18 protein-coding genes are annotated in these 22,138 nt (G+C 61.1%); 8 read left to right on the forward strand and 10 right to left on the reverse strand.

The features are described 5' to 3' along the window. Positions 1-23: 23 nt before the first annotated feature. The 4 genes from FJ426_RS05515 to FJ426_RS05530 are packed head-to-tail and all read right to left on the reverse strand — an operon-like array spanning position 24 to position 4,885. Positions 24-965 (reverse strand): GDP-mannose 4,6-dehydratase, encoded by a 942-nt coding sequence (locus tag FJ426_RS05515; RefSeq protein WP_246672551.1) that lies wholly within the window; start codon positions 963-965, stop codon positions 24-26. Positions 966-999: 34 nt separating this feature from the next. Further along, positions 1,000-1,989, reverse strand: a complete 990-nt coding sequence (gene gmd, locus FJ426_RS05520; RefSeq protein ID WP_140559408.1) for a GDP-mannose 4,6-dehydratase — start codon at positions 1,987-1,989, stop codon at positions 1,000-1,002. 50 nt (positions 1,990-2,039) lie between these two features. After that, the gene (locus FJ426_RS05525) at positions 2,040-3,455 is read right to left on the reverse strand and encodes a mannose-1-phosphate guanylyltransferase/mannose-6-phosphate isomerase (protein WP_140559409.1); all 1,416 of its coding nucleotides are present in this window, start codon (positions 3,453-3,455) and stop codon (positions 2,040-2,042) included. Continuing rightward, on the reverse strand, positions 3,452-4,885 hold the full coding sequence (locus FJ426_RS05530; protein ID WP_140559410.1) for a phosphomannomutase: 1,434 nt from the start codon (positions 4,883-4,885) through the stop codon (positions 3,452-3,454). Before FJ426_RS05530 ends, FJ426_RS05525 begins: the two co-directional genes overlap by 4 nt. Before the next feature lie 584 nt (positions 4,886-5,469). On the opposite strand from FJ426_RS05530, the gene FJ426_RS05535 reads away from it, so the two are divergent. Beyond that, a complete protein-coding gene (locus tag FJ426_RS05535) occupies positions 5,470-7,410 on the forward strand; it encodes a nucleoside-diphosphate sugar epimerase/dehydratase (protein WP_140494846.1) in 1,941 nt (646 codons plus the stop codon). 220 nt (positions 7,411-7,630) lie between these two features. Continuing rightward, positions 7,631-8,170, forward strand: a complete 540-nt coding sequence (locus FJ426_RS05540; RefSeq protein ID WP_140520766.1) for a sugar transferase — start codon at positions 7,631-7,633, stop codon at positions 8,168-8,170. Here the strand turns inward: FJ426_RS05540 and FJ426_RS05545 are convergent. Next, positions 8,158-9,105, reverse strand: coding sequence for an NAD-dependent epimerase/dehydratase family protein (locus FJ426_RS05545; RefSeq protein ID WP_140559411.1), 948 nt, complete (start codon positions 9,103-9,105; stop codon positions 8,158-8,160). The two genes, FJ426_RS05540 and FJ426_RS05545, sit on opposite strands and share 13 nt — an antisense overlap. A gap of 17 nt (positions 9,106-9,122) precedes the next feature. Then, positions 9,123-10,400 (reverse strand): O-antigen ligase, encoded by a 1,278-nt coding sequence (locus FJ426_RS05550; RefSeq protein WP_140555955.1) that lies wholly within the window; start codon positions 10,398-10,400, stop codon positions 9,123-9,125. A 483-nt stretch (positions 10,401-10,883) separates the two neighbouring features. Here FJ426_RS05550 and cysD point away from each other — a divergent pair, with 483 nt between their 5' ends. From cysD to cysQ, 3 genes are read left to right on the forward strand one after another with little or no spacing between them, the layout of a single operon-like run. Further along, positions 10,884-11,789, forward strand: coding sequence for a sulfate adenylyltransferase subunit CysD (cysD, locus tag FJ426_RS05555; protein ID WP_140494839.1), 906 nt, complete (start codon positions 10,884-10,886; stop codon positions 11,787-11,789). 2 nt (positions 11,790-11,791) lie between these two features. After that, positions 11,792-13,729, forward strand: a complete 1,938-nt coding sequence (gene cysN, locus FJ426_RS05560) for a sulfate adenylyltransferase subunit CysN (RefSeq protein ID WP_181172223.1) — start codon at positions 11,792-11,794, stop codon at positions 13,727-13,729. Positions 13,730-13,739: 10 nt separating this feature from the next. After that, positions 13,740-14,540 carry a 3'(2'),5'-bisphosphate nucleotidase CysQ gene (gene cysQ / locus FJ426_RS05565; RefSeq protein WP_181169787.1) on the forward strand — a complete coding sequence of 267 codons (801 nt, stop codon included), beginning with the start codon at positions 13,740-13,742 and terminating at the stop codon, positions 14,538-14,540. Here cysQ and FJ426_RS05570 read toward each other — a convergent pair whose 3' ends face one another. From FJ426_RS05570 to FJ426_RS05585, 4 genes are all read right to left on the reverse strand, one after another. Continuing rightward, positions 14,541-15,683 carry a DegT/DnrJ/EryC1/StrS aminotransferase family protein gene (locus FJ426_RS05570; RefSeq protein WP_140559413.1) on the reverse strand — a complete coding sequence of 381 codons (1,143 nt, stop codon included), beginning with the start codon at positions 15,681-15,683 and terminating at the stop codon, positions 14,541-14,543. 495 nt (positions 15,684-16,178) lie between these two features. Beyond that, positions 16,179-17,102 carry a carbohydrate kinase gene (locus FJ426_RS05575; RefSeq protein ID WP_140494831.1) on the reverse strand — a complete coding sequence of 308 codons (924 nt, stop codon included), beginning with the start codon at positions 17,100-17,102 and terminating at the stop codon, positions 16,179-16,181. Then, entirely contained in the window at positions 17,099-17,545 is a 447-nt protein-coding gene (locus FJ426_RS05580; protein ID WP_140514913.1) for an RbsD/FucU domain-containing protein, read from the reverse strand. Before FJ426_RS05580 ends, FJ426_RS05575 begins: the two co-directional genes overlap by 4 nt. Beyond that, positions 17,546-18,772: an ROK family protein gene (locus tag FJ426_RS05585; RefSeq protein WP_140520761.1), complete on the reverse strand. Its 1,227-nt coding sequence runs from the start codon at positions 18,770-18,772 to the stop codon at positions 17,546-17,548. Positions 18,773-19,001: 229 nt separating this feature from the next. Here FJ426_RS05585 and FJ426_RS05590 point away from each other — a divergent pair, with 229 nt between their 5' ends. The 3 genes from FJ426_RS05590 to FJ426_RS05600 all read left to right on the forward strand — a co-directional run bounded on the left by FJ426_RS05590 (position 19,002) and on the right by FJ426_RS05600 (position 22,015). Next, positions 19,002-20,018 (forward strand): sugar ABC transporter substrate-binding protein, encoded by a 1,017-nt coding sequence (locus FJ426_RS05590; protein ID WP_181165177.1) that lies wholly within the window; start codon positions 19,002-19,004, stop codon positions 20,016-20,018. 156 nt (positions 20,019-20,174) lie between these two features. Beyond that, positions 20,175-21,236 (forward strand): ABC transporter permease, encoded by a 1,062-nt coding sequence (locus tag FJ426_RS05595; RefSeq protein ID WP_140494823.1) that lies wholly within the window; start codon positions 20,175-20,177, stop codon positions 21,234-21,236. Beyond that, on the forward strand, positions 21,233-22,015 hold the full coding sequence (locus FJ426_RS05600) for an ATP-binding cassette domain-containing protein (protein ID WP_140559488.1): 783 nt from the start codon (positions 21,233-21,235) through the stop codon (positions 22,013-22,015). The genes FJ426_RS05595 and FJ426_RS05600 overlap by 4 nt, the downstream gene beginning before the upstream one ends. Positions 22,016-22,138: the final 123 nt, after the last annotated feature.

A 22,138-nucleotide genomic window follows, 5' to 3' on the forward strand; every position in this document is an offset into this window, starting at 1 on the left:
GATCCTTTGCGCGCGTCTCGCAGTCAACGGGCGCTATATATCCGGTGCCAATACCCCAAAACGTCGCTGAGTGTCTGCTCGAATGGCACTAGAGGACTCCAATTCAGCTTGTCGCGTGCCTTTGAGGCATCACCCCATGCCGAGGAGATATCGTTTGGGCGAAATTTTTCGGGGTCTGTATGCACTTCGATATCGATGCCTGCCTGTGCGACAAGCATATCCAATATGTCGTGGATTCTTCGGGGCTGCCCGGATGCGATGTTGTAGACATGGTCCGGTCCGTCCTCCAGATCCATCGTCGCGGCGCTCGCATAGGCGCGCACCACGTCGCGAACATCGAGGAAGTCGCGCTCGGCTTCAAGATTGCCGACCTTAATGACCGGCTTGTTCTTGCCCGATGCGATCTCTGCAACTTGGCGTGCGAAGGCGGAGACAACATAGGCATCGGACTGGCCCGGGCCGGTATGGTTGAACGGGCGAAAGCGGATGGCGCGCAGACCGTCATATGCCATTTGCCCGATCATTAGGTCCGCGGCCGCTTTGGTGGCACCGTAGACGGTCATCGGCCGAAGCGGGGCACTCTCCGTCACCGGGCCGCGGGCGCTTTGGAAGGAAGCGCCGTACGCTTCCGAGCTGCCAACGTAAACGAACCGTGCCTGTGGCGCGTGGCGCATCACGGAATCGGCAAGATTCATCGTGCCTGTAACATTGACGTTCCAGGCATGTCGCGGCGCATTGCGTGCATCGGAAGGGGCGGCGACTGCTGCCAGATGGATAAGCGCGGTGGGCTGTACCTTCTGGACGGCCGTGTCGACCGCGTCCTGGTCCAGCAGATCGATCGGGTTTTGCCCTTCGCCGTGACCAAAAGCAAAAACCTCGCAGGAACCGTGCTCCCGCTCCAGCAACTGCAAGAGTGTCGTGCCGACGAACCCACTGGCCCCGGTTATCAGGATGCGATGCGTCAACGTGCCGATCATGTTGGCAAAGAGGGCTTTCCGATTACCCGCGGCTCGGCGGGTTGGTAAGGCGGTCGAGGTCCGCGTCCACCATTTCGCAGATCATTGCTTCCAGCGAGGTCGTCGCCTCCCATCCCAGCTTCTGCTTTGCCTTGGCGGGATTTCCGAGCAGAATTTCGACTTCGGCCGGTCTGAATAGGTCGGGATCGATCACAAGATGGTCATCCATCTTGAGCCCAACATGGTCGAATGCGATACGGCACATGTCGCGCACAGTTGTCGTCCTGCCTGTCGCGACCACGTAATCGTCCGGCTGGTCCTGCTGTACCATCAGCCACATGGCGCGGACATAGTCCTTGGAATGACCCCAGTCACGCTTGGCGTCGATGTTGCCGAGACGCAATTCCTTTGCCATGCCTTTCTTGATGCGCGCGACCGCATCCGTGACTTTGCGGGTGACGAACTCGATGCCGCGAAGCGGAGATTCATGATTGAACAGGATGCCGCTTGAGGCATGCAGGCCGAAACTTTCGCGATAATTGACCGTAATCCAGTGACCATAGAGCTTCGCCACCGCATAAGGGGAACGGGGGTAGAAAGGTGTGGTTTCCGATTGCATCGGCTCCTGGATAAGGCCGTACATTTCCGAGGATGATGCCTGATAGAAACGGGCCTCCGGCGATTCCAGGCGGATTGCCTCAAGAACATTGGTCACGCCTATGCCGGTAACGTTGCCTGTCAGGATCGGCTGCTGCCACGATGACTTGACGAAAGATTGGGCCGCAAGATTGTAGACTTCATCCGGCTTCACATCGCGCATAGTTCTAACCAGACCGGACAAATCCGTGAGGTTTCCGTCCACGATCCGAACGTCTTTCTCGATGCCGAGCCACTTCAGGCGCGTGGTGTTCACATCGGCAGTGCTTGAACGCCGTGCAAGTCCGTGAACCTCATACCCTTTGGCAAGCAGAAGCTCCGCCAGATAGGCGCCGTCCTGCCCGGTGATGCCGGTAATCAAAGCTGTCTTTGTCATCAATGTTCTCGGTTTATCCGGTGACTGGTCGCCAAGCACCCAATGGATTGTCAGGCGCGGCCGTATACGTCGTCAAAACGCACGATATCGTCCTCGCCGAGATAATCGCCGCTTTGCACTTCAATGATCACCAGGTCAATCCGGCCCGGGTTCTCCAGCCTGTGTTTATGACCGCAGGGGATGTAGGTTGACTCGTTTGTCGCCAGGAACAGCTCCTGGTCGCCGTTGACTATTTTCGCGGACCCGCTGACCACGACCCAGTGCTCGGAGCGATGGTAGTGCATTTGCAGGCTCAAACGTCTGCCGGGCTTCACCTCGATGCGTTTGATTTTGAAGCGCTCGCCTTCCTCCAGAACCGTATAGGTGCCCCACGGCCTATGTACGGTGCTGTGGACCAAATGCGCCTCATGCCCGGAAGCCTTGAGGCCCTCGAACAACTTCTTGACGTCTTGAACGCGATCGCGGGAGGCGACAAGCAATGCGTCGGGAGAATCGACGATCACCAGATCGCTGACCCCGACCGTGCCGATGACGCGCTTGTCGGAACTTACATAGCTGCCGGTGGTGTCGACCATGTGAACATCGCCGCGTAGCCTGTTGCCGCTTTCGTCAGGAGCGATCAAATCGGCCATCGCGTTCCAAGATCCGATGTCGTTCCAATCCATGTCGCAAGGAATCACGGCAAGATTGTTCGCCTTCTCCATAACCGCGTGATCGAGAGAGATACGCGGAGCGGAGCCAAAATGCTCGGGTGCGAGTTCGATTTTGGCAAAGCCTTCGCCTTGACTGAATCGGCCGTTCTCATAACTGTCGGAAACCGCCTGGATCACTTCGGGGCAATGCAAAGCCATCTCGTCGAGCATTCGTTGCGCGCTGAAGCAGAAAATCCCCGCGTTCCAGAAGAAGCGTTTGGATTCGACATAGGCTTTGGCTGTGTCGAGATCCGGTTTTTCAACGAAACGGACGACTTTCTCACCATCGGCTTCGATATAGCCGAACGCCGTGTCCGGCCTGGTCGGGCTGATGCCCAGTGTGGCAATCCGCCCCAGTTTTGCGTATTCGATGGCCCGGCCCATAACGTCTAGAAACGCAGGCAAGTTGCCAATCATGTGATCGGCCGGGAAGACGCATAGAATCGCATCAGGGCCCTGCGTTGCCTTGGCATGGACAGTGGCTGCCGCCACGGCAGCGGCAGTATCCCGGCCTTCCGGCTCGAGCAGAAACGTACGCGGCAACACAACCGAATCCAGTTCGTCGAAGTCGTCCTTCGTGAGGAAAAGGTGGTCCCCGGACGTTACAGCCACGAGTTCCACCACGCCCTCAATCGACGCGGCGCGCAGCACTGTGTGCTGAATAAGCGAATGCCCGTCCGCCACTTTAAGAAAAGGCTTGGGGTGCGATTGCCTTGAGGCAGGCCATAGTCGCGATCCGGCTCCACCGCTGATGATGACGGGAACCACTTTCATGAAATGACCTCTGCTTCGTTTGTGGATGCGATTGCCTGCGCCCTGTCGAGCGTCAGCGCCACAATCGCTCTCGCTCTGCCTGGGTCTGCTGCCTCCGAATAACAGCGAAGTTCAGGCGCGTTGCCGGACGGCCGCAGATGGATGATCTCGCCAGTCAGCATTTGTGTCCTTAGGCCGTCGGTCTCGTCAACTTCAGCAACAGTCCCGAACGGGGCCAGAAACCGCTGCAGTGCAGGCCGATCCGCGAGCCGACGCATCAAGCTGCGCGAACTCTCCACTGGAAAATTCTCAAGGCGTTCGCTTGCACAGGCCGGAAGATTCCACAACGCGCGCAGACCTGACAGCGATTTTCTTGTCGATGCGACCATCCCGAGGACAGCCAGGATGGGGAGCAGTGAATCCCGTGTCGGCAATGCCGTCAATGTCTTGCCGTGTAGCGAACAGTCCGACCCCAAGAGAACGCCACCATTGGCTTCAAAGCCCACAACGATTTTCCCGGGGTGGTGTGAGGCTTCCATGGCTTCGACGACGAAAGGAGATCCGACCTTCGTTCTCAGAACCGTAAAACCGAAGGCTTTCGAAATACCTGAATTGGAAGTCACGGGCGTCACCACGATGTCAGCCCGCAGGAACAGAGCCGTGGCGAGGCCGATCAGGTCGCCGCGAAACAGGTCACCATTCTCGTCGGCAATCAGTGGCCGATCAGCATCGGCATCGGTCGACACGATGGCGTCGAGGTGGAATTCTCGCGCCCAACCCTTGAACTTTGCAATTGTGGTTTCGTCAACGGCTTCGGTATCGACGGGTACGAAGGTCTCCGATTTCCCGACAGGTGTCACATCTGCGCCAAAGGATCGGAGAACCTCCACCAGAAGATCCGCCGCGACCGAACTGTGCTGATAGACGCCGAGCCTCAGGCCCGAAAGGGACCCTGGCTCCAAGATGTCATCAGCGCGCGCGCGATAGGCGGCGATCGCATTGTCGTGATGCCCCGGCAAAGCCGTACCTATTGGCGGCGGGGGGCAATAGGCGTCTAGCCGTTCGGCAGCATAGTGTGCCATAGCGGCTTCATCGGCCTTGGTGATCTCGCCCCGCGGGCTATAGAACTTGATGCCATTGCGGTCCGCAGGGATGTGCGAACCCGTAACCATGAGCGCCGCTGCGTCATGCTGCCCGGCATACAACGCCAAGGCTGGCGTTGGAATGGCACCGCAATCGATCGGTTGAAACCCACTTGCCGCCAAGGCAGCCATGCAGTTGGCGGCGATCGTCGGACTGCTATCGCGCAAGTCGCGACCAACGAACACCTTGGCCTTCGATCGGACCCCATCGGCAACGAGACGCCAAGCGAAAGCCTCCGTATAAAGGCCGCTGGGTTTCCCGACTAATTCTGAAGCCAACCCTCGCAGGCCACTTGATCCAAACTTCATCACTTCGCTTTGGCTGGTAAAGGGAAGACCGTCATATTGCAGCAGACTTGGCTGTCAACCGCAAAATCGCTTCGGGCGGTTCACCTTTCCTTCCAGCTATCCACACTGCATTCCCAGCCGCGTCGACAGGGTGAGAGCCGTCTGGCGTCAAGGACCGAGCGATGGCCTCACGATCGCGCTGCCGGCATTCTCGAACCGCTTGATATCTGCGGAACCATAGGCCATAGGTCGAGAGCAGACCGCACCAGGGCAAAGAGTAGTCAAGGATTGACCTCTCCGGCCGACCCCTCTCTCTATCCTGAGTTGCTGTCGGACTCTAGGGCTCTTTGCAGTTGATGTGCAAGATCTTGATCAAACGGACTTTCTCTTCACCCGCCAACCTATGAAAAAATCTCTGGCGATGATTTCAAGTCCACGCTATGCGATACACGCGGCGGGGGCCGAAGATTTGGTACTAAAAAGAAGCCGCCGGTGACGGATGGTATTCGCTCTAGAGCCACTTTAGTATTGAAGTCTTCGCGCCTGGAGTTCAGTACCGTCCGATGAAATCCTATGTAGAAGCTGTACCCGGACTCCGGCCCACAATGCGTCGCGCCATCATCATGATTCAAGACATCGCCATGGTTTTGGTGGCGGTGGCGCTTAGCCTGACTTTATCGCAGTCGAGGCTGTCGTTCGAAGCGTTCTCTCCAGCGGGTTTCGCTTGCTGGGCGAGCATCATTATTCTTAGTCATCTGTTATTCAGATATTGCGGCCTCTACAATACTGTGTGGCGCTTCGCCTCGACGCCGGATTTCTTCAACATCCTGAAGGGCTGCGCAATACTGACCATCGTCCTTTACTGTGTTTCGCTTTTTGTTCGTTCCTTTCAGCCGGTGGCGGGCCTCAATGAGCGCCAGTTCATCGTCTTCTTCCTGGTTTCTTTCACGATCATCTCGGCGCCCCGGATTTTCTACCGGTTCTTTCGCGACGGCGCGAGCTGGCGCATTCTGAGTCGCGGCAAGGCTTCGACCAAGAGAGCGGTGTTTGTCGGCAAGCTGAGCGAGGCCGACGTAATCATCCGTTTCACGCGCACGACGCAGCCTGTAGAGTATTCAATTGCAGGGATTATGGCGATTGAGCACGGTGTTCCGCAGGGCACTCGGATCCAGGGCGTTCCCGTCGTGGCCACCCGCCCCCGCCTGATCGAGGTGCTGGAAGAATACGCCAAGGGTACGACAAGCCTGGACCTGCTGATTTTCGGCAGCGGCGCCGAACATGAGATCGAGGAGTATTCGGAGCTCGTCCGTGTTGCCCGGCAAGGCGACATAGCGGTGGTGCAGTTCTCGGGGCTTTCGCAGCTCGGCCAGGAGGGAAAGCTCGTTCTCGACGAGGTCGAGATGGAAACGATCCTGCGCCGCCCCACGGTTCCGTCCGACATCGAACGCATCGGGGCCTTCGTCGGCGGCAAGCGCGTCCTGGTCACCGGCGGCGCCGGTTCCATCGGCCGCACCCTGGTCAAGAGGTCACTGGAACTGGGCGCGGAGGCGGTGCTGGTTGCCGACAATTCCGAGTTCGGCATTTTCCAGTTGAGCCAATACGTCGAAGAGAAGGACCATGACCGCCTCAAGGTCCGCATTGTCGATGTCGCCGACCGGCGCCAGATGACGCGTGTCGTCACCGAGTTCAAGCCGGACATCGTTTTCCACGCCGCGGCACTGAAGCATGTGCCTTTGCTCGAGGAAAACTGGGATTCGGCCATCCAGACCAATGTCTTCGGAACGCTTGTCTGTGCCGAGGTTGCCGCCAAATGCGGCGTCAAGCAATTCGTGCTTGTTTCGAGCGACAAGGCCGTGGACCCGACATCCGTGCTGGGCCTGACGAAGCGGGCGGCCGAACAGATCGTCAGCGCCTTGCATGAAACGCCCGCCGGCGAGCCCGGCGCACGGCGCCCCGCCACCAAGTTCATAGCCGTTCGGTTCGGCAATGTCTTTGGCAGCAATGGCTCGGTCGCAACCATATTCCAGGCACAGATCGAGGCCGGAGGTCCGGTCACCATAACCGACCGGCGCATGACGCGCTATTTCATGACCGTGGCCGAAGCCGTCGACCTCGTCATCATGTCCGCGGCCGATGCCGCCTCGCGGAAAGCCGGCGACGACTACGCCGTCTACATGCTCGACATGGGCAAACCGGTGCCGATCCTCGAAGTTGCCGAGACGATGATCCGCATGTCCGGAAAAAGCCCATACACGGACATCCCCATTCGCTTCACCGGAATCCGGCCGGGTGAAAAACTCCATGAAACGTTGCATGGTGAGGATGAGGAGCTGGTCGAACTCGGCATTTCCAAGATTTTTGGCCTGAGCACCGATGTCGCGGAATGGTCCGATGTCCAGGCGGCGCTTGCGGCCCTGCAGCAATCCGTGAAGAGCCAGGACAAGGCATCCTCGCTCGCTGTGCTTGCGGGTCTTGACCATACCAAGAAGGTAAGAGGGGACGTGCCTGAGGCCGTGATCCCGAAAGCGGCCGGGCAGGCGAACTGATGCTTCAAAAGACCCTGGCCTTCTTCGGCGCTTGAGCAATCTGCGCAAGAGCGGCATTTATCGGCGGACCTTCGGGACCCTGGGGCGCTGGCTGGCATTCCTCTGCGGGCGCATCCGAGCAGGCGAGGGGGGTCGAGCTTGGTCGAGCGATAGCCTCATGCTACGTCGAGCGGATTCGTATTTCGTCTTTGGTTTTGGCAACGAGCACTATCGGCGGTTCATGAAGACAGCCAAGCAAATCTTCGATCTTGCCGGCGCGGCGCTGCTGCTCCTGGTCACGTCACCCGTCCTGGCGCTCGCTGTCCTGGCTGTTCGTATATCGTCGCCCGGTCCGGCCATCTTTTCTCAAACGCGGGTTGGCCGCGATGGCGTGCTCTTTCGCTGTCACAAATTGCGCACGATGTATGTCGGCACGCCATCCTTGCCTTCGCACGAGGCGCCGGCGAATGCCGTGACGCCGGCCGGAAAGACCCTGCGGAAGTTCAAGCTCGATGAGCTGCCGCAGTTCTGGAATGTTCTGAAGGGCGAGATGAGCTTGGTCGGACCGCGTCCCTGTCTGCCGACGCAAACCGAGCTGATCGAGTGCCGCCGACGGCTGGGCGTTTCATCGGCGCTTCCCGGCATCACCGGCCTGGCTCAGGTCAAGGGCATCGACATGTCGGACCCGGCCCTATTGGCCGAAACCGATGCCGACTATCTCAAGGTCGCCTCGATCGGCCTTGATCTTCGCATCCTGATCGCGACGATTTATCCAGGTTGAGCTTGCCTGCTGCGCGCCGCGATTTCGCTTAGACGATCAAGCGTCGCTGTTTCCGGCAGCCAGCCCTGCGAGATGAGCAGGGAAGGGTCGCATATCTGTGTCGCCGTCATGCTCTCCCAAAACGCCCGCTTGCCTAGCGCCACCGCGGCCATCCGCATCAGGCTGGCCGGTACGGCAGCCAGGCGCACCGGCCGCCCAAGTCCCTTACGGAAGGCGCTTACGACGGCTGCCACCGACACCGGAGGCACATCGCTGGCTATATAGGCAGGGCTAAGCGGCCCCGGATGAGCCAACAAATGCCGCACGGCTTGCGCCGCTGCGTCGGCCGACACCAGCGAGCGGGTTCCTGTCAGAATACCTGTCGGCAGCGGCAGGCCCGTACCGGCCAGGCGCATCAGCATTGCCAGATTGCCCTTCATGCCGCTTGCGTAGGCGGCAGGCAGGCGCAGCACGGCGGCGTCGGCGCGGCCGTGCGATGCATAGGCGTCCAGGACCCTGATCTCGCCTTCGCGTTTCGAGCGCCCGTAGGCGCATTGCGGATCGGGGACCGTATGCTCGTCGATCGTTGCGCTGACGCGGGCGCAGATCACGGCCCGGACCGATGACAGTTGGATGAAGCGTCCGCTTGCCTGCATGGCAGCCGCATGCGCCAGCCGCGCGCTCAGTTCCGCGTTGGCGGCTCGGTAGTCGGCTTCGGTGGCACCGCCGTGATCATTGTTCAGGCCGGCGCAATGAACGACGTCCGTGACATCGCGGGTGACGGCAAGGAAGGCCTCGGCCGGCGCATCGAAACGCGGCAAGGCGACGATGTCGCTGCCCGAAGCGAGCCTTTCTGGGTAGCGCGAGGCGAGGCGAACCTCCACCCCTGCCTCGCAAAGCCTTTGCACGACAAGGCGTCCGATGAAGCCCGATGCGCCTGTGACCAAGACCTTCATTGCCTTGCCCGGAGCCGCTATTGCGTGACTGGCGGAAGCGGCATCTCTTCCGGCAACGGGGCCTGACGTCCCGACGCAAGATAGGTCCCGGATACCAGGAAGACCATGAACACCGAATCCAGGATGTCTTGGCCGACCAGGATGCCTGTCATCCCAGCCGTCAGGTAGGTGATCACCATGACGACGACCATGGTGGCGCCAAAGCGCTCGATCGGGTCGGCGCTGTTGCGCAGGACCAGGGCGGCGTTTCTGCCGGCGACGACAAAGATCGCCGCCAAAGTCACGGCGCCCAGGATGCCCGCCTGTACCAATGCCGTCAGGAAGCCATTGTGGAAATGATTGAAACCTGCCGTTTTCGCGAACAGGTCTTGGAAGCCCTGCCTGATCAAGAGCTGGTTGGCGCCCACTCCGTGTCCGAACAAGGGCATGTCGCGGAATGCCTTCAGGCCGATGTCCCAGAGGGCAACACGTATTCCAAGCGAGGTGTCGGAATTGCCGTGCGCCCCAAGCGCGTCCCAATCAGAGCGCAGAAAATCAAATCTGTCGGATATTGTATGGAAGCCGATAGCGGCGACCGCGACGCCGATCGCCGCCAGCAGAAGCAGCAGACGGACGGCATTCTTCCCTTTCAGCCAATGCTGGTTGATCAACAGCACGGCAATGCCGGAAATCAGCAGCGCCAGCCAGATGATGCGCGTGCCGGAATAGATGATGGCGATCGTTCCGCCGAGCGCTGCGCAGATCAGCGCACTCTTGTGTCTTTCGATGCCCGACAGGGCACCGGCCACGCAGGCCATTACTGCAAGGCAGACGACCGTGGCGAACACGATCGCATTTCCCGCTCCGCCCTCCGCCCTCATCCCGATCCAATATTGCTGGATGATCGCCAATAGCAGCGCGACGAAACAGGCGGCCATGCTGCTGAGTATTATGATCCGGACAAGGGTTGTTTTCTGCGTAATGCTCCAGGTTGAATAGGAGAGGGGGAAAAACAGGAAGGTGACGAGCGGGATCAGATGCGGCGCATCCCTGACAATTGCGTTATTGGCGAGCGAAGCCAGGAGATTTGCCGCGCAATAGGCATAGATCGCGATCGTGAGCGCCATCATCGCCCGGTCGATGTTGAAGCGCCTCTTTTTCGAGGCGATCAAAAGAACCGACCACAGGCCGCCGCCGTTGAACACGAAGCTCACCACAGACCCCAGGACCGGTGGAAAAAAGAAGCAAGCGATGGAAAAATAGATATTGATCCGCGCGGGCGAGAACTGCCGTCTTATCGATGAAAGCTGGCTCAAGGGCGGCTCACCATTCTCGGACGCTTCACACGGCGGATTGTCTGACGGCGGCGAACATAGCCCTGCCGAAATTGCCCGTGTCGCATCGTGCATCTGCCCGCTTTCAGGGGCCGGTATAGCGGCTTGGGTCTTTTTCTGAAAGTGCATCAAGGCCGATTGCCACCGAAAATCGATAGTCGCTGGCAGACGATCGGATTTGGGCGCGGCGAAGACTGCGTGCTTTTCATCAAGCAATTTTTTCCCCCGCATTTTCTCAGCCGCCGGCGTGACAAGCAGGAATTTCCGCATTTTGACGCATGGATGGAAAATTCATTCCCGAACCACTCCTTGCCAGGCGCGTCTTGCATTGTTCTGGGCAGCGGCGATCTGCTAGAACGCCCGCAAGAATAACATTGTCCAGAAGCAAGCTTGAACCGGGCGGGAAGCCCGATGATTTGATGCCAGGTCTTCTGTCGGAAGGCACGAGAGAACGCTAGACAGGCCATGACAACAGCGCTTACGCACCTGCAGCGGCTTGAGGCCGAGTCAATCCACATATTCCGTGAAGTCGCGGCCGCCTTCGCCAAGCCGGTCATGCTCTATTCCGTAGGCAAGGATTCGTCCGTGCTGATGCACCTGGCGATGAAGGCATTCTATCCCGCCAAGCCGCCCTTTCCGTTCCTTCATGTCGATACAACCTGGAAATTTCGCGAGATGATCGCCTTTCGCGATCAGATGGCGCAAAAACTCGGTTTCGATCTCCTGGTTCACGTCAACCAGGATGGCGTGCGCGACAACATCAATCCCTTCGATCATGGCTCGAACACGCACACCCATGTGATGAAGACCGTGGCGCTGCGCCAGGCGCTCGACAAATACGGTTTCGATGCCGCCTTTGGCGGCGCCCGCCGCGACGAGGAAAAATCGCGCGCCAAGGAGCGCATCTTTTCCTTCCGCAACGCCCAGCACGTCTGGGATCCGAAGAACCAGCGTCCCGAAATGTGGAAGATCTTCAACACCCGCATCGCCACGGGTGAATCGATCCGCGTCTTTCCGCTGTCCAACTGGACCGAGCTCGACATCTGGCAGTACATCCTGCAGGAGAACATCCCGATCGTGCCGCTCTATTTCGCCAAGCAGCGGCCGGTCGTGGAACGCGATGGCATGCTCATCCTCAAGGACGACGATCGCATGAAATTGCGCCCCGGTGAGGCGATCGAGAATCGGCTGGTGCGCTTCCGCACGCTCGGCTGCTACCCGCTGACCGGCGCCATCGAATCGGAAGCAGACACGCTGGAAGCTATCGTCGGCGAGATGCTGACCGCGCGCACCTCCGAACGGCAGGGCCGCCTGATCGACCGGGACGAAGCCGGCTCGATGGAAAAGAAGAAGCGCGAGGGGTATTTCTGACCATGCGCCACATCATGGCAAAGAGCCTCGCACCTACCGACGGCGTCCGCGATTATCTGGCGGCGCAGGAGAAGAAGTCGCTGCTGCGCTTCCTCACCTGCGGCTCCGTCGACGATGGCAAGTCGACGCTGATCGGCCGTCTGCTCTCCGACACCAAGCAGATTTTCGAGGACCAGCTTGCCGCGCTCGAACGCGATTCGCGCAAGCACGGCACGACCGGCGACGACATCGATTTCGCACTGCTGGTCGACGGTCTCGAAGCCGAGCGCGAGCAAGGCATCACCATCGACGTCGCCTATCGCTTCTTCGCCACGCCAAAGCGCAAATTCATTGTCGCCGACACGCCCGGCCACGAGCAGTACACGCGTAACATGGCGACCGGCGCGTCCACCGCCGACCTGGCAATCGTGCTGATCGATGCGCGGCAAGGCGTGCTGCGCCAGACCAGGCGCCACTCGATCATCGCCTCGCTGCTCGGCATCCGCCATATCGTGCTGGCCGTCAACAAGATCGATCTCGTCGATTTCGATAAGGCGGTCTTCGACCGGATCACGCAGGACTATCAGCAGTTTTCGCGCGATCTCGGCTTTGAGACCATCGTGCCGATCCCGATGTCGGCGCGCTACGGCGACAACGTCACCGGCCGCTCCGACAGGATGGAATGGTATTCCGGCCCGACGCTGATCGAACATCTCGAAACCGTTTCGGTCGACGAGGCCGCGGCCGAGTTACCGTTCCGTTTTCCGGTGCAGTACGTCAACCGCCCCAATCTCGATTTTCGCGGCTTCGCCGGAACGATCGCCTCGGGCGCGATCTCGCAAGGCGACGAGGTCGTCGTCGCCAAATCGGGCAAATCCTCCCGCGTCAGGCGCATCGTCGCGCAGGGTGGCGACCTCGCCCAGGCCGTGGCCGGCCAGGCCATCACGCTTGTCCTCGATGACGAGGTCGAGATTTCCAGGGGCAACATGCTGGTGGCGCCTGCCGCACGCCCGCAGGTCGCCGACCAGTTCGCCGCCAACATCGTCTGGTTCGACGAACATGCGCTGCTGCCGGGCCGCTCCTATATCCTGCGCACCGAGACCGACCAGACCAGCGCCACGGTCACCGACCTGAAATACCGGGTCAATGTCAATGACTTCGCCCGTGAAGCTGCCAAGTCGCTCGAGATGAACGAAGTAGGCATCTGCAACATTTCGACGCGCACGCCGATCGCTTTCGACACCTTCGCCGAGAACCGTACAACCGGCGCGTTCATCCTGATCGACCGCATCAGCAACGCCACGGTCGGCGCCGGCATGATCCTGCATTCGCTGCGCCGTGCCGAGAACATCCATTGGCAATCGCTCGATGTCGGCAAGCGGGTACGTGCCGACATCAAGAACCAGCGGCCCGCCGTGTTCTGGTTCACGGGGCTGTCGGGCTCGGGCAAATCGACCATCGCCAACCTGTTCGAGAAGAAGCTGTTCGCCTCCGGGCGCCATACCTACATTCTCGACGGCGACAATGTCCGCCACGGCCTCAACCGCGATCTCGGCTTTACCGACGCCGACCGCGTCGAAAACATCCGCCGCGTCGCCGAAGTGGCCCGCCTCATGGCCGATGCAGGGCTGATCGTCATCGTTTCCTTCATTTCGCCCTTCAGCGCCGAGCGGCGCATGGCCCGCGAATTGATGGCCGAAGGCGAGTTCGTCGAAGTGTTCGTCGACACGCCGTTCGAGGAATGCGCCAGGCGTGACCCGAAAGGCCTCTACGCCCGCGCGCTCAATGGCGAGATCAAGAACTTCACCGGTGTCGACTCGCCTTACGAAGCGCCGGAAAAACCGGAAATCCATCTGAAGACGCTCGGCAAATCGGCCGAGGAGATGGTAGATGCCCTGGAACACTGGCTGAACGAGCGTGACATTGCCGAAGACCAATACGACAATGGCGGCGGCATCTGACGACAGGTCGATGCTCGAAATTTTCGAGGGGCTCGCTTTGGCGGCCGGCCGCGAGGTCATGCGTGTGTTCCACGCCGGCTGCGCGGTCGACCAGAAATCAGATTCCTCGCCGGTGACCGAGGCGGACCGCGAGAGCGAGAAGATCATTCTGGCCGGATTGCGTGCGGCCTTTCCCGACATTCCCTGCGTGGCCGAGGAGGAAGCATCCGCCGGCATCGTGCCGCCGGACCTGGACGGGGCTTTCTTCCTGATCGATCCGCTGGACGGCACCAAGGAATTCGTCAATCGCCGCACCGATTTCACCGTCAACATCGCGCTTGTCCGCCACGGCGTGCCGGAAGTCGGCGTCGTTTTCGCGCCCTGCACGGGCCGGTTCTTTTCCGGGCTGCCGGGCAAGGCGGAATTCCTCGAAATAGATGACGACTACCGCATCGCTTCTCGCCGGCCGATTTCGGTGAGGGCGGCTGCGACGCCGCTGGCTGTGGTTGCGAGCCGCTCCCACAATACGCCCGAAACCGAAGCCTATATTCGCGACCTAGGCGTCGCCGAGATCGTCTCTGTCGGCTCGTCGCTGAAATTCTGTCTGGTCGCCAATGGCGAGGCGGACATTTATCCGCGCTTCGGTCGTACCATGGAGTGGGATACCGCGGCCGGCGATGCCGTGCTGCGCGCCGCCGGCGGCATCACGCGCACGCTGGACGGACAGCCCTTGATGTATGGCAAGCGAAACCAGGGCGGCGATGCGGATTTCGCCAATCCGCATTTCATCGCCAGCGGCAGGGCAGGGGCAAGCCCGCCTGAAGCCGGCTAACTACTCGGCCGCGGCCTGCGCCGAGTTCGATCCGACATAGTTGCGGATTGTCTCGATGATCCGGTCCTGATCGGCTTCGCTGAGATAGGGGTGCATCGGTAGGCACAGGATGCGCTTGGGCAATTGCTCGGATACGGCAAGGCCGGTCGGCGTTCTCGGATAGTCGCGATAGGCGATCTGCTCGTGCAGCGGCTTCACATAGTAGATGACCGACGGAATGCCTTTTTCGCCGAGATGAGCCTTCAGCCCGTCGCGCTTGGGCGTCTCGATGGCGTATTGCGCCCAGGCCGAGCGGCTGCCGTCCAGGTTGCGGGCTGCCGTGACGACATCAGCAAGCCCTTCGGCATAACGGTTCGCCACCATTTGCCGGGCAACCATCTCGTCCTCGAGAATGGCGAGCTTTTCGATCAGGATCGCGGCCTGCAGCGTGTCGAGCCGTGAATTGATGCCGACCCGGATGTTGTCATATTGCGTCTCGCCCTTGCCGTGGAAGGCGAAGGAGCGCAGCTTGTCGGCCAAGGCGTCGTCGTTGGTGAACATCGCTCCGCCGTCGCCGTAGCAGCCGAGCGGCTTCGCTGGATAGAAACTGGTCGAGCCGACCGTGGCGAACGACCCGCACATCTTGCCGTCCGCCGAACCGCCCATCGACTGGGCGGCATCCTCGATCACCATCAGGCCTTCTCGGTGGGCGATCGCCATGATGGCATCGTAGTCGGCGGCAAGGCCGAAGAGATCGACCGGAATGATCGCCCTGGGCTTCAGCCGGCCTTCTTTCTTGATCATCGTGATCGCCGCCTCGAGGCTGGCGATGTCGATGTTGTAGGTCTTGGGATCGACGTCGACGAAAACCGGCTCGGCCTTGGCCAGCGCCACCACTTCCGCCGTGGCGGCAAAGGTGAAGCTCGGAACGAACACGGCATCGCCCGGGCCGATCCCGGCGGCGAACAGCGGCAAAAGCAGTGCGTCGGTGCCGTTGGCGCAGGCCACGACGTGCTTGACGCCGACATAGGCGGCGAGCTTTTTCTCGAATTCGGCTACCTGGGGACCGAGGATATAGCGGCCGTCCTCGACGACATGGTCGATCGCGGCCTTCAGCCGGTCGCGGATTCGTTCGCGCTGTGCGCCAAGATCGATGAACTGCATGTCGTCCTCAAACGATTTTAACCGGGCGGTCTGGCCTCGACCCGCTGGTACCAGAATTGCGCCTGCCGAGAAAGCCGGGCGCGCGGAGCGACAAATTGCCCGGTCGTGGCAGTCTGTTACCGCATTTTTCGGTGTCGGTCAGCCGGACGCCGGAAATCCGGGATTCGTGCGGCGCAATTACGGCCTTATAACCCCAGAGTCGACCCTGCTAAACATAAAGTGATCGGCCGGCTCAATCCATGTTGGGCCTTACCACGGCCCGAACTTGGGTCAGCCAAGGCCTGAGAACGGCCAGTCCGCAGTGCGGCAACTATCCGAAGATAGGAATTTTTTCTTGACGGGGTGAAGGCAACTATGCTACATATCTGCCTATGGTGCTGAGTTGCGCCAAGGACCCGCCGCACAGGCGGGTTTTCTTTACTGCCTCATCAACAGCGCGCCGGCGAAGGTTCCAAGGAACCTGTTAATTTGGATTCGTTTCCTCTGGCGCGCCACTCAGGCGATCTCATGGCGCCAGGGCGGATTGGCGCCGGCCCGCGATACCGTCACCGCCGCCGCTTTGGCGCCGAGTGTCAGGGCCGCACGGATGGCGTCCTCGGAAAGGCCTGAAATCGCCGCTTTCGTTAGCCGGCCCTGCTCATGCAGCGAGGCGAGGATGCCGGCATTGAACGTATCACCGGCGCCGACCGTATCGACCACCTCGACTTTTCGCGGCGTTACGCTGACCGTGTGGTCCCTGGTGTAGCCGACGGCGCCTTCGCTGCCATGGGTGACGACGATCAGCTTGGGTCCGCGGTCGAGCCAGTTGCGCACGACGTCCTCGTGCGAGCCGGCTTCGTCGAACCAGTGAAGATCTTCATCCGAGAGTTTCACGATATCGGCCATCGCCATCATCTCGCGGATACGCTTCAGATGCTTTGCCTTGTCCGGGATGAAGTTCGGCCGGATGTTGGGGTCGAGCATCATGACGCGACGACCATGCTCGCGCTTCATCAATTCCTCGTAGGCGGCCCCCGCCGGGTCCGAAATAAGGCTGATGGCGCCGAACAGCATGGCCTCGATCTCCGGACCAAGTTGCGGCAGATCCTCGCCGGTCAGCATGCGCCCGGCGGTGTTCTCATCGTAGAAAGTGTAGGTTGCCTGGCCATCGTTCAGCCGCACGAAGGCGAGCGTCGTCGGCCGGGGCGAAGTGTGCGCATAGGTGGAACTGACCTTGCTCGCCCCGAGCGCTTCGCGGAGCTGGCCGCCGAACAGGTCCGACGACAGGCCCGAGAAGAAGCTGGCAGGAGCGCCCAGCCGGCCGAGCGCAATGGCGGTGTTGAACACCGCGCCGCCGACATAGGGTGCGAAGGCCCGTTCTCCCTCCGTCGTCGTGCGCGGCAGCATATCGATCAGGGCCTCGCCGCAGCAAAGGATCATTGTCTTGTCGTCTCCGGCGGATGGATCACGCCCTTGCGGATGATGATGTTGGCGTAGAGCCTGGGTTCGCTGGTCGCGACGATGGCGTGCGCGGCCCTGACGCGTGCATAGAAGTCGGCACCGGCCAGCGCAACCACCTTGCGCCCGGGCGCGCGTTTTGCACACAGCACTTCGATTTCATGATGCACGGGATCGGCGAGCGAGGGGTCGCCCTTGGCCGAGGCGCGAAACAGCGCCTCCGGCACGACGTCATCGACGGGCAGCACGCTCAATATGGCGTCCAGCACCGGAATGAGATGGTGGCCGTCGGCCCGCACCAGCCGCTTTGCCTGCTCTTCGGCCGGGTAGTTTCCATCGACCAGGGCGATTTCGTCGCCATGCCCCATCGCACGCAGGATCGCCAGAAGCTCCGGACCGAGCAGCGCCGGAATTCCGATCAGCATTCAGATGCTCCTGGAAATCGTGGTCGAACCGATCAGGAAGCGCTCGGATAGTGGCAGGCTGGCGCCCCCGAGAGCGCGCGCGTGAATACCGACGGTGCCTTCGCGGACGTTTGGCAGTTTCAATCCCTCGGCATCGACCGTGTCGATGGTTGCGATGACGGCGTCGACCAGCCTGCGGCGCACCTGCGTCGGCATCCAGCCGTCGATCACCGCCGCCTCGAAGTCGATGACGGACGATGCCGCGACGATGGCATAGGCGAGCGCCCGCGAGGCGTTTGTAATCCAGTCGTCGAGCTCGGCGCCGATCTCGCCCCAGTCCTCGGGCGACGTCCACAGATGCGAAGCCTCGACGCCACGTGCATTGAGCGCTTTTTCGAGCATGGCGATCGAAGCCACGTCGATCAATTGGGTCGGCTTTCCCTCCGGTCCGGGCACCGGCATGGAGCCCAGCGCGCCGGCGTTGCCGGTCGGGCCGCCAAAGAGCCGCCCGTTGAGGACGATGCCGCCGCCGGCAAAGGCGCCGATATAGAAATAGACGAAATCACGCGGGGCGCCTGCCTGGCCGAAGACCAGTTCCGCGCCGCAGGCCGAAGTGGCGTCGTTCTGCAGATAGACCGGAAAATCGCATTGCGCCTGGATGTCGGCGCGGATATCGCGATGGCGCCATTCGTCCATGACGTCGCGCGGCGCGCCGGCGGTATCGGCCCAGTTCCAGAGCTCGAACGGCATGGCGATGCCGAGTCCCGCTATGCGTTTGTCCTGCGCGGGCGAAAGCTCGCCACGCATCTTCTTCATGCCTGATGTGACGAATTCCACCGTCTCGCGCGGGGCAGGGTAGCGGTAGGAATGCTGCAGCATCGAACGTACATTGCCGAGGAAATCGATCAGCACGAGTTCGGCGCTGCGGCGGCCGATCTTCAGGCCGATGAAGAACGCGCCTTCGGGATTGAGCGCCATGGGGATGGAGGGCTGGCCGATCTTGCCGCGCAGCGGCGCCTGCCGCAGCAACAGGCTTTCCTCCTCGAGCTCGCGCATGATCACGGAGACGGTTTGCGCCGACAGTCCGGTCATGCGGGCGATGTCGGACTTCGCCAGGCTGCCATGCTGGCGCACCAGCGACAGCACCAGCCGCTCATTGTGGTCCCGCATGCCGCTCTGGTTGGTACCACGGTGAATAAGGCTCTCATTCGCCTCGGGCGAACCATGCCTGGCAGTGGCCGTCTCCACCCCTGTTCCTCCCGTCATTTCCCCTCGAGGCTTCTGGAACAGAATGTGCGAACGGCGCAAGGCTGTCAATAATAAATAAGAGTGATTTAATTATTGACAGAGAGATTGGTCTGGTGTCATTTGAGGCAGGCATCCGTACCGGGAGAGGTTGCTTGGATGCCGGAGGGGTGCCGGTTGGCCGGCATCTGAAATGTTCCACTGGGAGGAAATCGTGACCAATACAAAACTGTTGAAGTCCACCGTTTTTGCGGCGGCCGCTCTGGGCCTGATGGCATTCGCCTCGTCCGCATCCGCGGCCGGTGTCGGCGCCTGCCTGATCACCAAGACCGACACCAATCCCTTCTTTGTCAAGATGAAGGAGGGTGCGACCGCCAAGGCCAAGGAGCTTGGTGTCGACCTCAAGACTTATGCCGGCAAGATCGACGGCGACAGCGAAAGCCAGGTCGCGGCGATCGAGAGCTGCATCGCCGACGGCGCCAAGGGCATCCTCATCACCGCGTCCGACACCAAGGGCATCGTGCCGACCGTGAAGAAGGCGCGTGACGCCGGCCTGCTGGTGATCGCGCTCGACACGCCGCTCGATCCGATCGACGCCGCCGACGCGACCTTTGCCACCGACAATTTGGAGGCCGGCAAGCTGATCGGCGCCTGGGCCGCCGCGACGCTCGGCGACAAGGCCAAGGACGCCAAGATCGGCTTTCTCGACCTGACCCCCTCGCAACCGACCGTGGACGTGCTGCGCGACCAGGGCTTCATGATGGGCTACGGCATCGACGTGAAGGATCCTAACAAGATCGGCGACGAGGATGACGCGCGCATCGTCGGCCATGACGTCACCAACGGCAATGAGGAGGGCGGCCGCAAGGCGATGGAGAACCTTCTGCAGAAGGACAACACCATCAACGTCATCCACACCATCAACGAGCCGGCCGCGGTCGGCGCCTATCAGGCGCTCAAGGCCGTCGGCCTGGAAAGCCAGGTGCTGATCGTCTCCGTTGATGGCGGCTGCCCCGGCGTGAAGTCGGTGGCCGAAGGCGTCATCGGCGCGACATCGCAGCAATATCCGCTGCAGATGGCGGCGCTCGGCATCGAGGCCATCGCCAACTTCGCCAAGGACGGCACCAAGCCGAAGCCGACCGAAGGCAAGAACTTCTTCGACACCGGCGTCAATCTGGTGACCGACAAGCCGGCCAATGGCGTGAAGTCCATCGACACCAAGGAAGGCCTCGCCAAGTGCTGGGGCTGATGCCGGTCTGACTGGCAACGAAAAACGGAGCGGCCGGACTTGATCCCCGGCCGCTTCGGGTGGACGATGGTCGCGTGACCGCGAACAATCCCGGCAGGAGACCGGAAAGGCGTGGACGGGTGTCGCCGCGTGGCTGATACCCTACGGGGAGGAAACATGTCTCAAGCTCAGGAATTCGAGAAGGTTCTCTCAGGCAGCGACACGAGCGTTGCCGCGTTTGACGAGCATAAATCGGCGGTCAGACGCATCCAGCATTTTCTGCATTCGACGCCGGCCGCGGTGCCGCTGATCGTTCTGGTCCTGGCGATCATCGTGTTCGGCCTCACCATTGGCGGGCGTTTCTTCTCGTCCTACACGCTGACGCTGATCCTGCAGCAGATCGCCATCGTCGGCATTCTGGGTGCCGCCCAGACCCTGGTCATCCTCACCGCCGGCATCGACCTTTCGATTGGCGTCATCATGGTGATTTCGGCCGTGATCATGGGCAATTGCGCCGTCAGCTACGGCCTGCCGAGCGTCCTTGCCGTAGCGATCGGACTTGCCGCGGGTGCTGCCTGCGGGCTGCTCAACGGGGTGCTTGTCGCCTACATGAAACTGCCGCCATTCATCGTGACACTCGGCACCTGGAACATCGTCATGGCGACGAACTTCATTTATTCGGCCAATGAGACGATCCGCGACACCGACGTCGACGTTCAGGCACCGCTGCTGCATCTGTTCGCGCTCAGCTTCAAGGTCGGCACCGCTGTGCTGACGGCCGGCGTGATTGCGATGGTCGCGCTCGTGCTGCTCCTTTGGTACGTGCTCAATCACACGGCATGGGGCCGCCATGTCTACGCTGTCGGCGACGACCAGGAGGCGGCGAAACTGTCGGGTATCCAGACCAAGAAGGTGCTCATGACGGTCTATACCCTGGCCGGGCTGATCGCCGCTTTCGCCGCCTGGGTCTCCATCGGTCGCAATGGGTCGATCTCGCCGTCGGCCGCCGTGACCGACTACAATCTGCAGGCGATCACCGCCACGGTGATCGGCGGTATTTCTCTTTTCGGCGGCCGCGGCTCGATCCTCGGCACGCTGTTCGGCGCGATGATCGTCGGTGTCGTCTCCATGGGCCTCAACATGCTGGGCGCCGATCCGCAATGGAAGGTGCTGCTCACCGGCGTGCTGATCATCGGCGCCGTGGCGGTCGATCAATGGATCAGAAAGGTTTCGGCATGACCCAGGACCCTATCCTCACCGCTCGTGGACTGGTCAAGCGCTACGGCCGCGTCACCGCCTTGGACAATGCCGATTTCGACCTCTACCCCGGCGAAATCCTCGCTGTTATCGGTGACAACGGCGCCGGCAAGTCGTCGCTCATCAAGGCGATTTCAGGCGCTGTGGTGCCCGATGAAGGCGAAATCCGGCTTGAGGGCAAACCGGTCGCCTTCAAGTCGCCCATGGAGGCTCGCGAAGCCGGCATCGAGACCGTCTACCAGAACCTGGCGCTGTCCCCAGCGCTGTCGATCGCCGACAACATGTTTCTCGGCCGCGAGATCCGCAAGCCCGGCTTTGTCGGCCAATGGCTTCGCATGCTCGACCGTCCGGCGATGGAAAAGCGCGCCCGCGACAAGCTGACTGAACTCGGCCTGATGACCATCCAGAACATCAGCCAGGCGGTGGAGACGCTGTCGGGCGGCCAGCGCCAGGGCGTGGCAGTGGCGCGCGCCGCCGCTTTCGGCTCCAAGATGGTCATCATGGACGAGCCGACGGCAGCACTTGGCGTCAAGGAAAGCCGCCGCGTGCTGGAACTCATCCTCGACGTGAAGAAGCGCGGCCTGCCGATCGTGCTGATCTCGCACAACATGCCGCATGTCTTCGAAGTGGCAGACCGCATCCACATCCATCGGCTGGGTCGTCGGCTGTGCGTCATCGATCCCAAACAACATACAATGTCCGATGCCGTCGCCTTCATGACCGGGGCAAAGACGCCGCCGGAGGCGACGCTGGCGGCCTGAACTGCCACATTGCCGCTGGGTAAGTCGCCTCCGACTTACTTAAATCGATTGAACGTTTGCTGCGATGCGGTAGCATGGGCTGGGATGAATGATGAAAGCCGGTATGATCGTGGCAACCGCACG

Origin of the sequence: Mesorhizobium sp. B2-6-4 (assembly GCF_006441495.1) — a bacterium.
GTDB lineage: Bacteria > Pseudomonadota > Alphaproteobacteria > Rhizobiales > Rhizobiaceae > Mesorhizobium.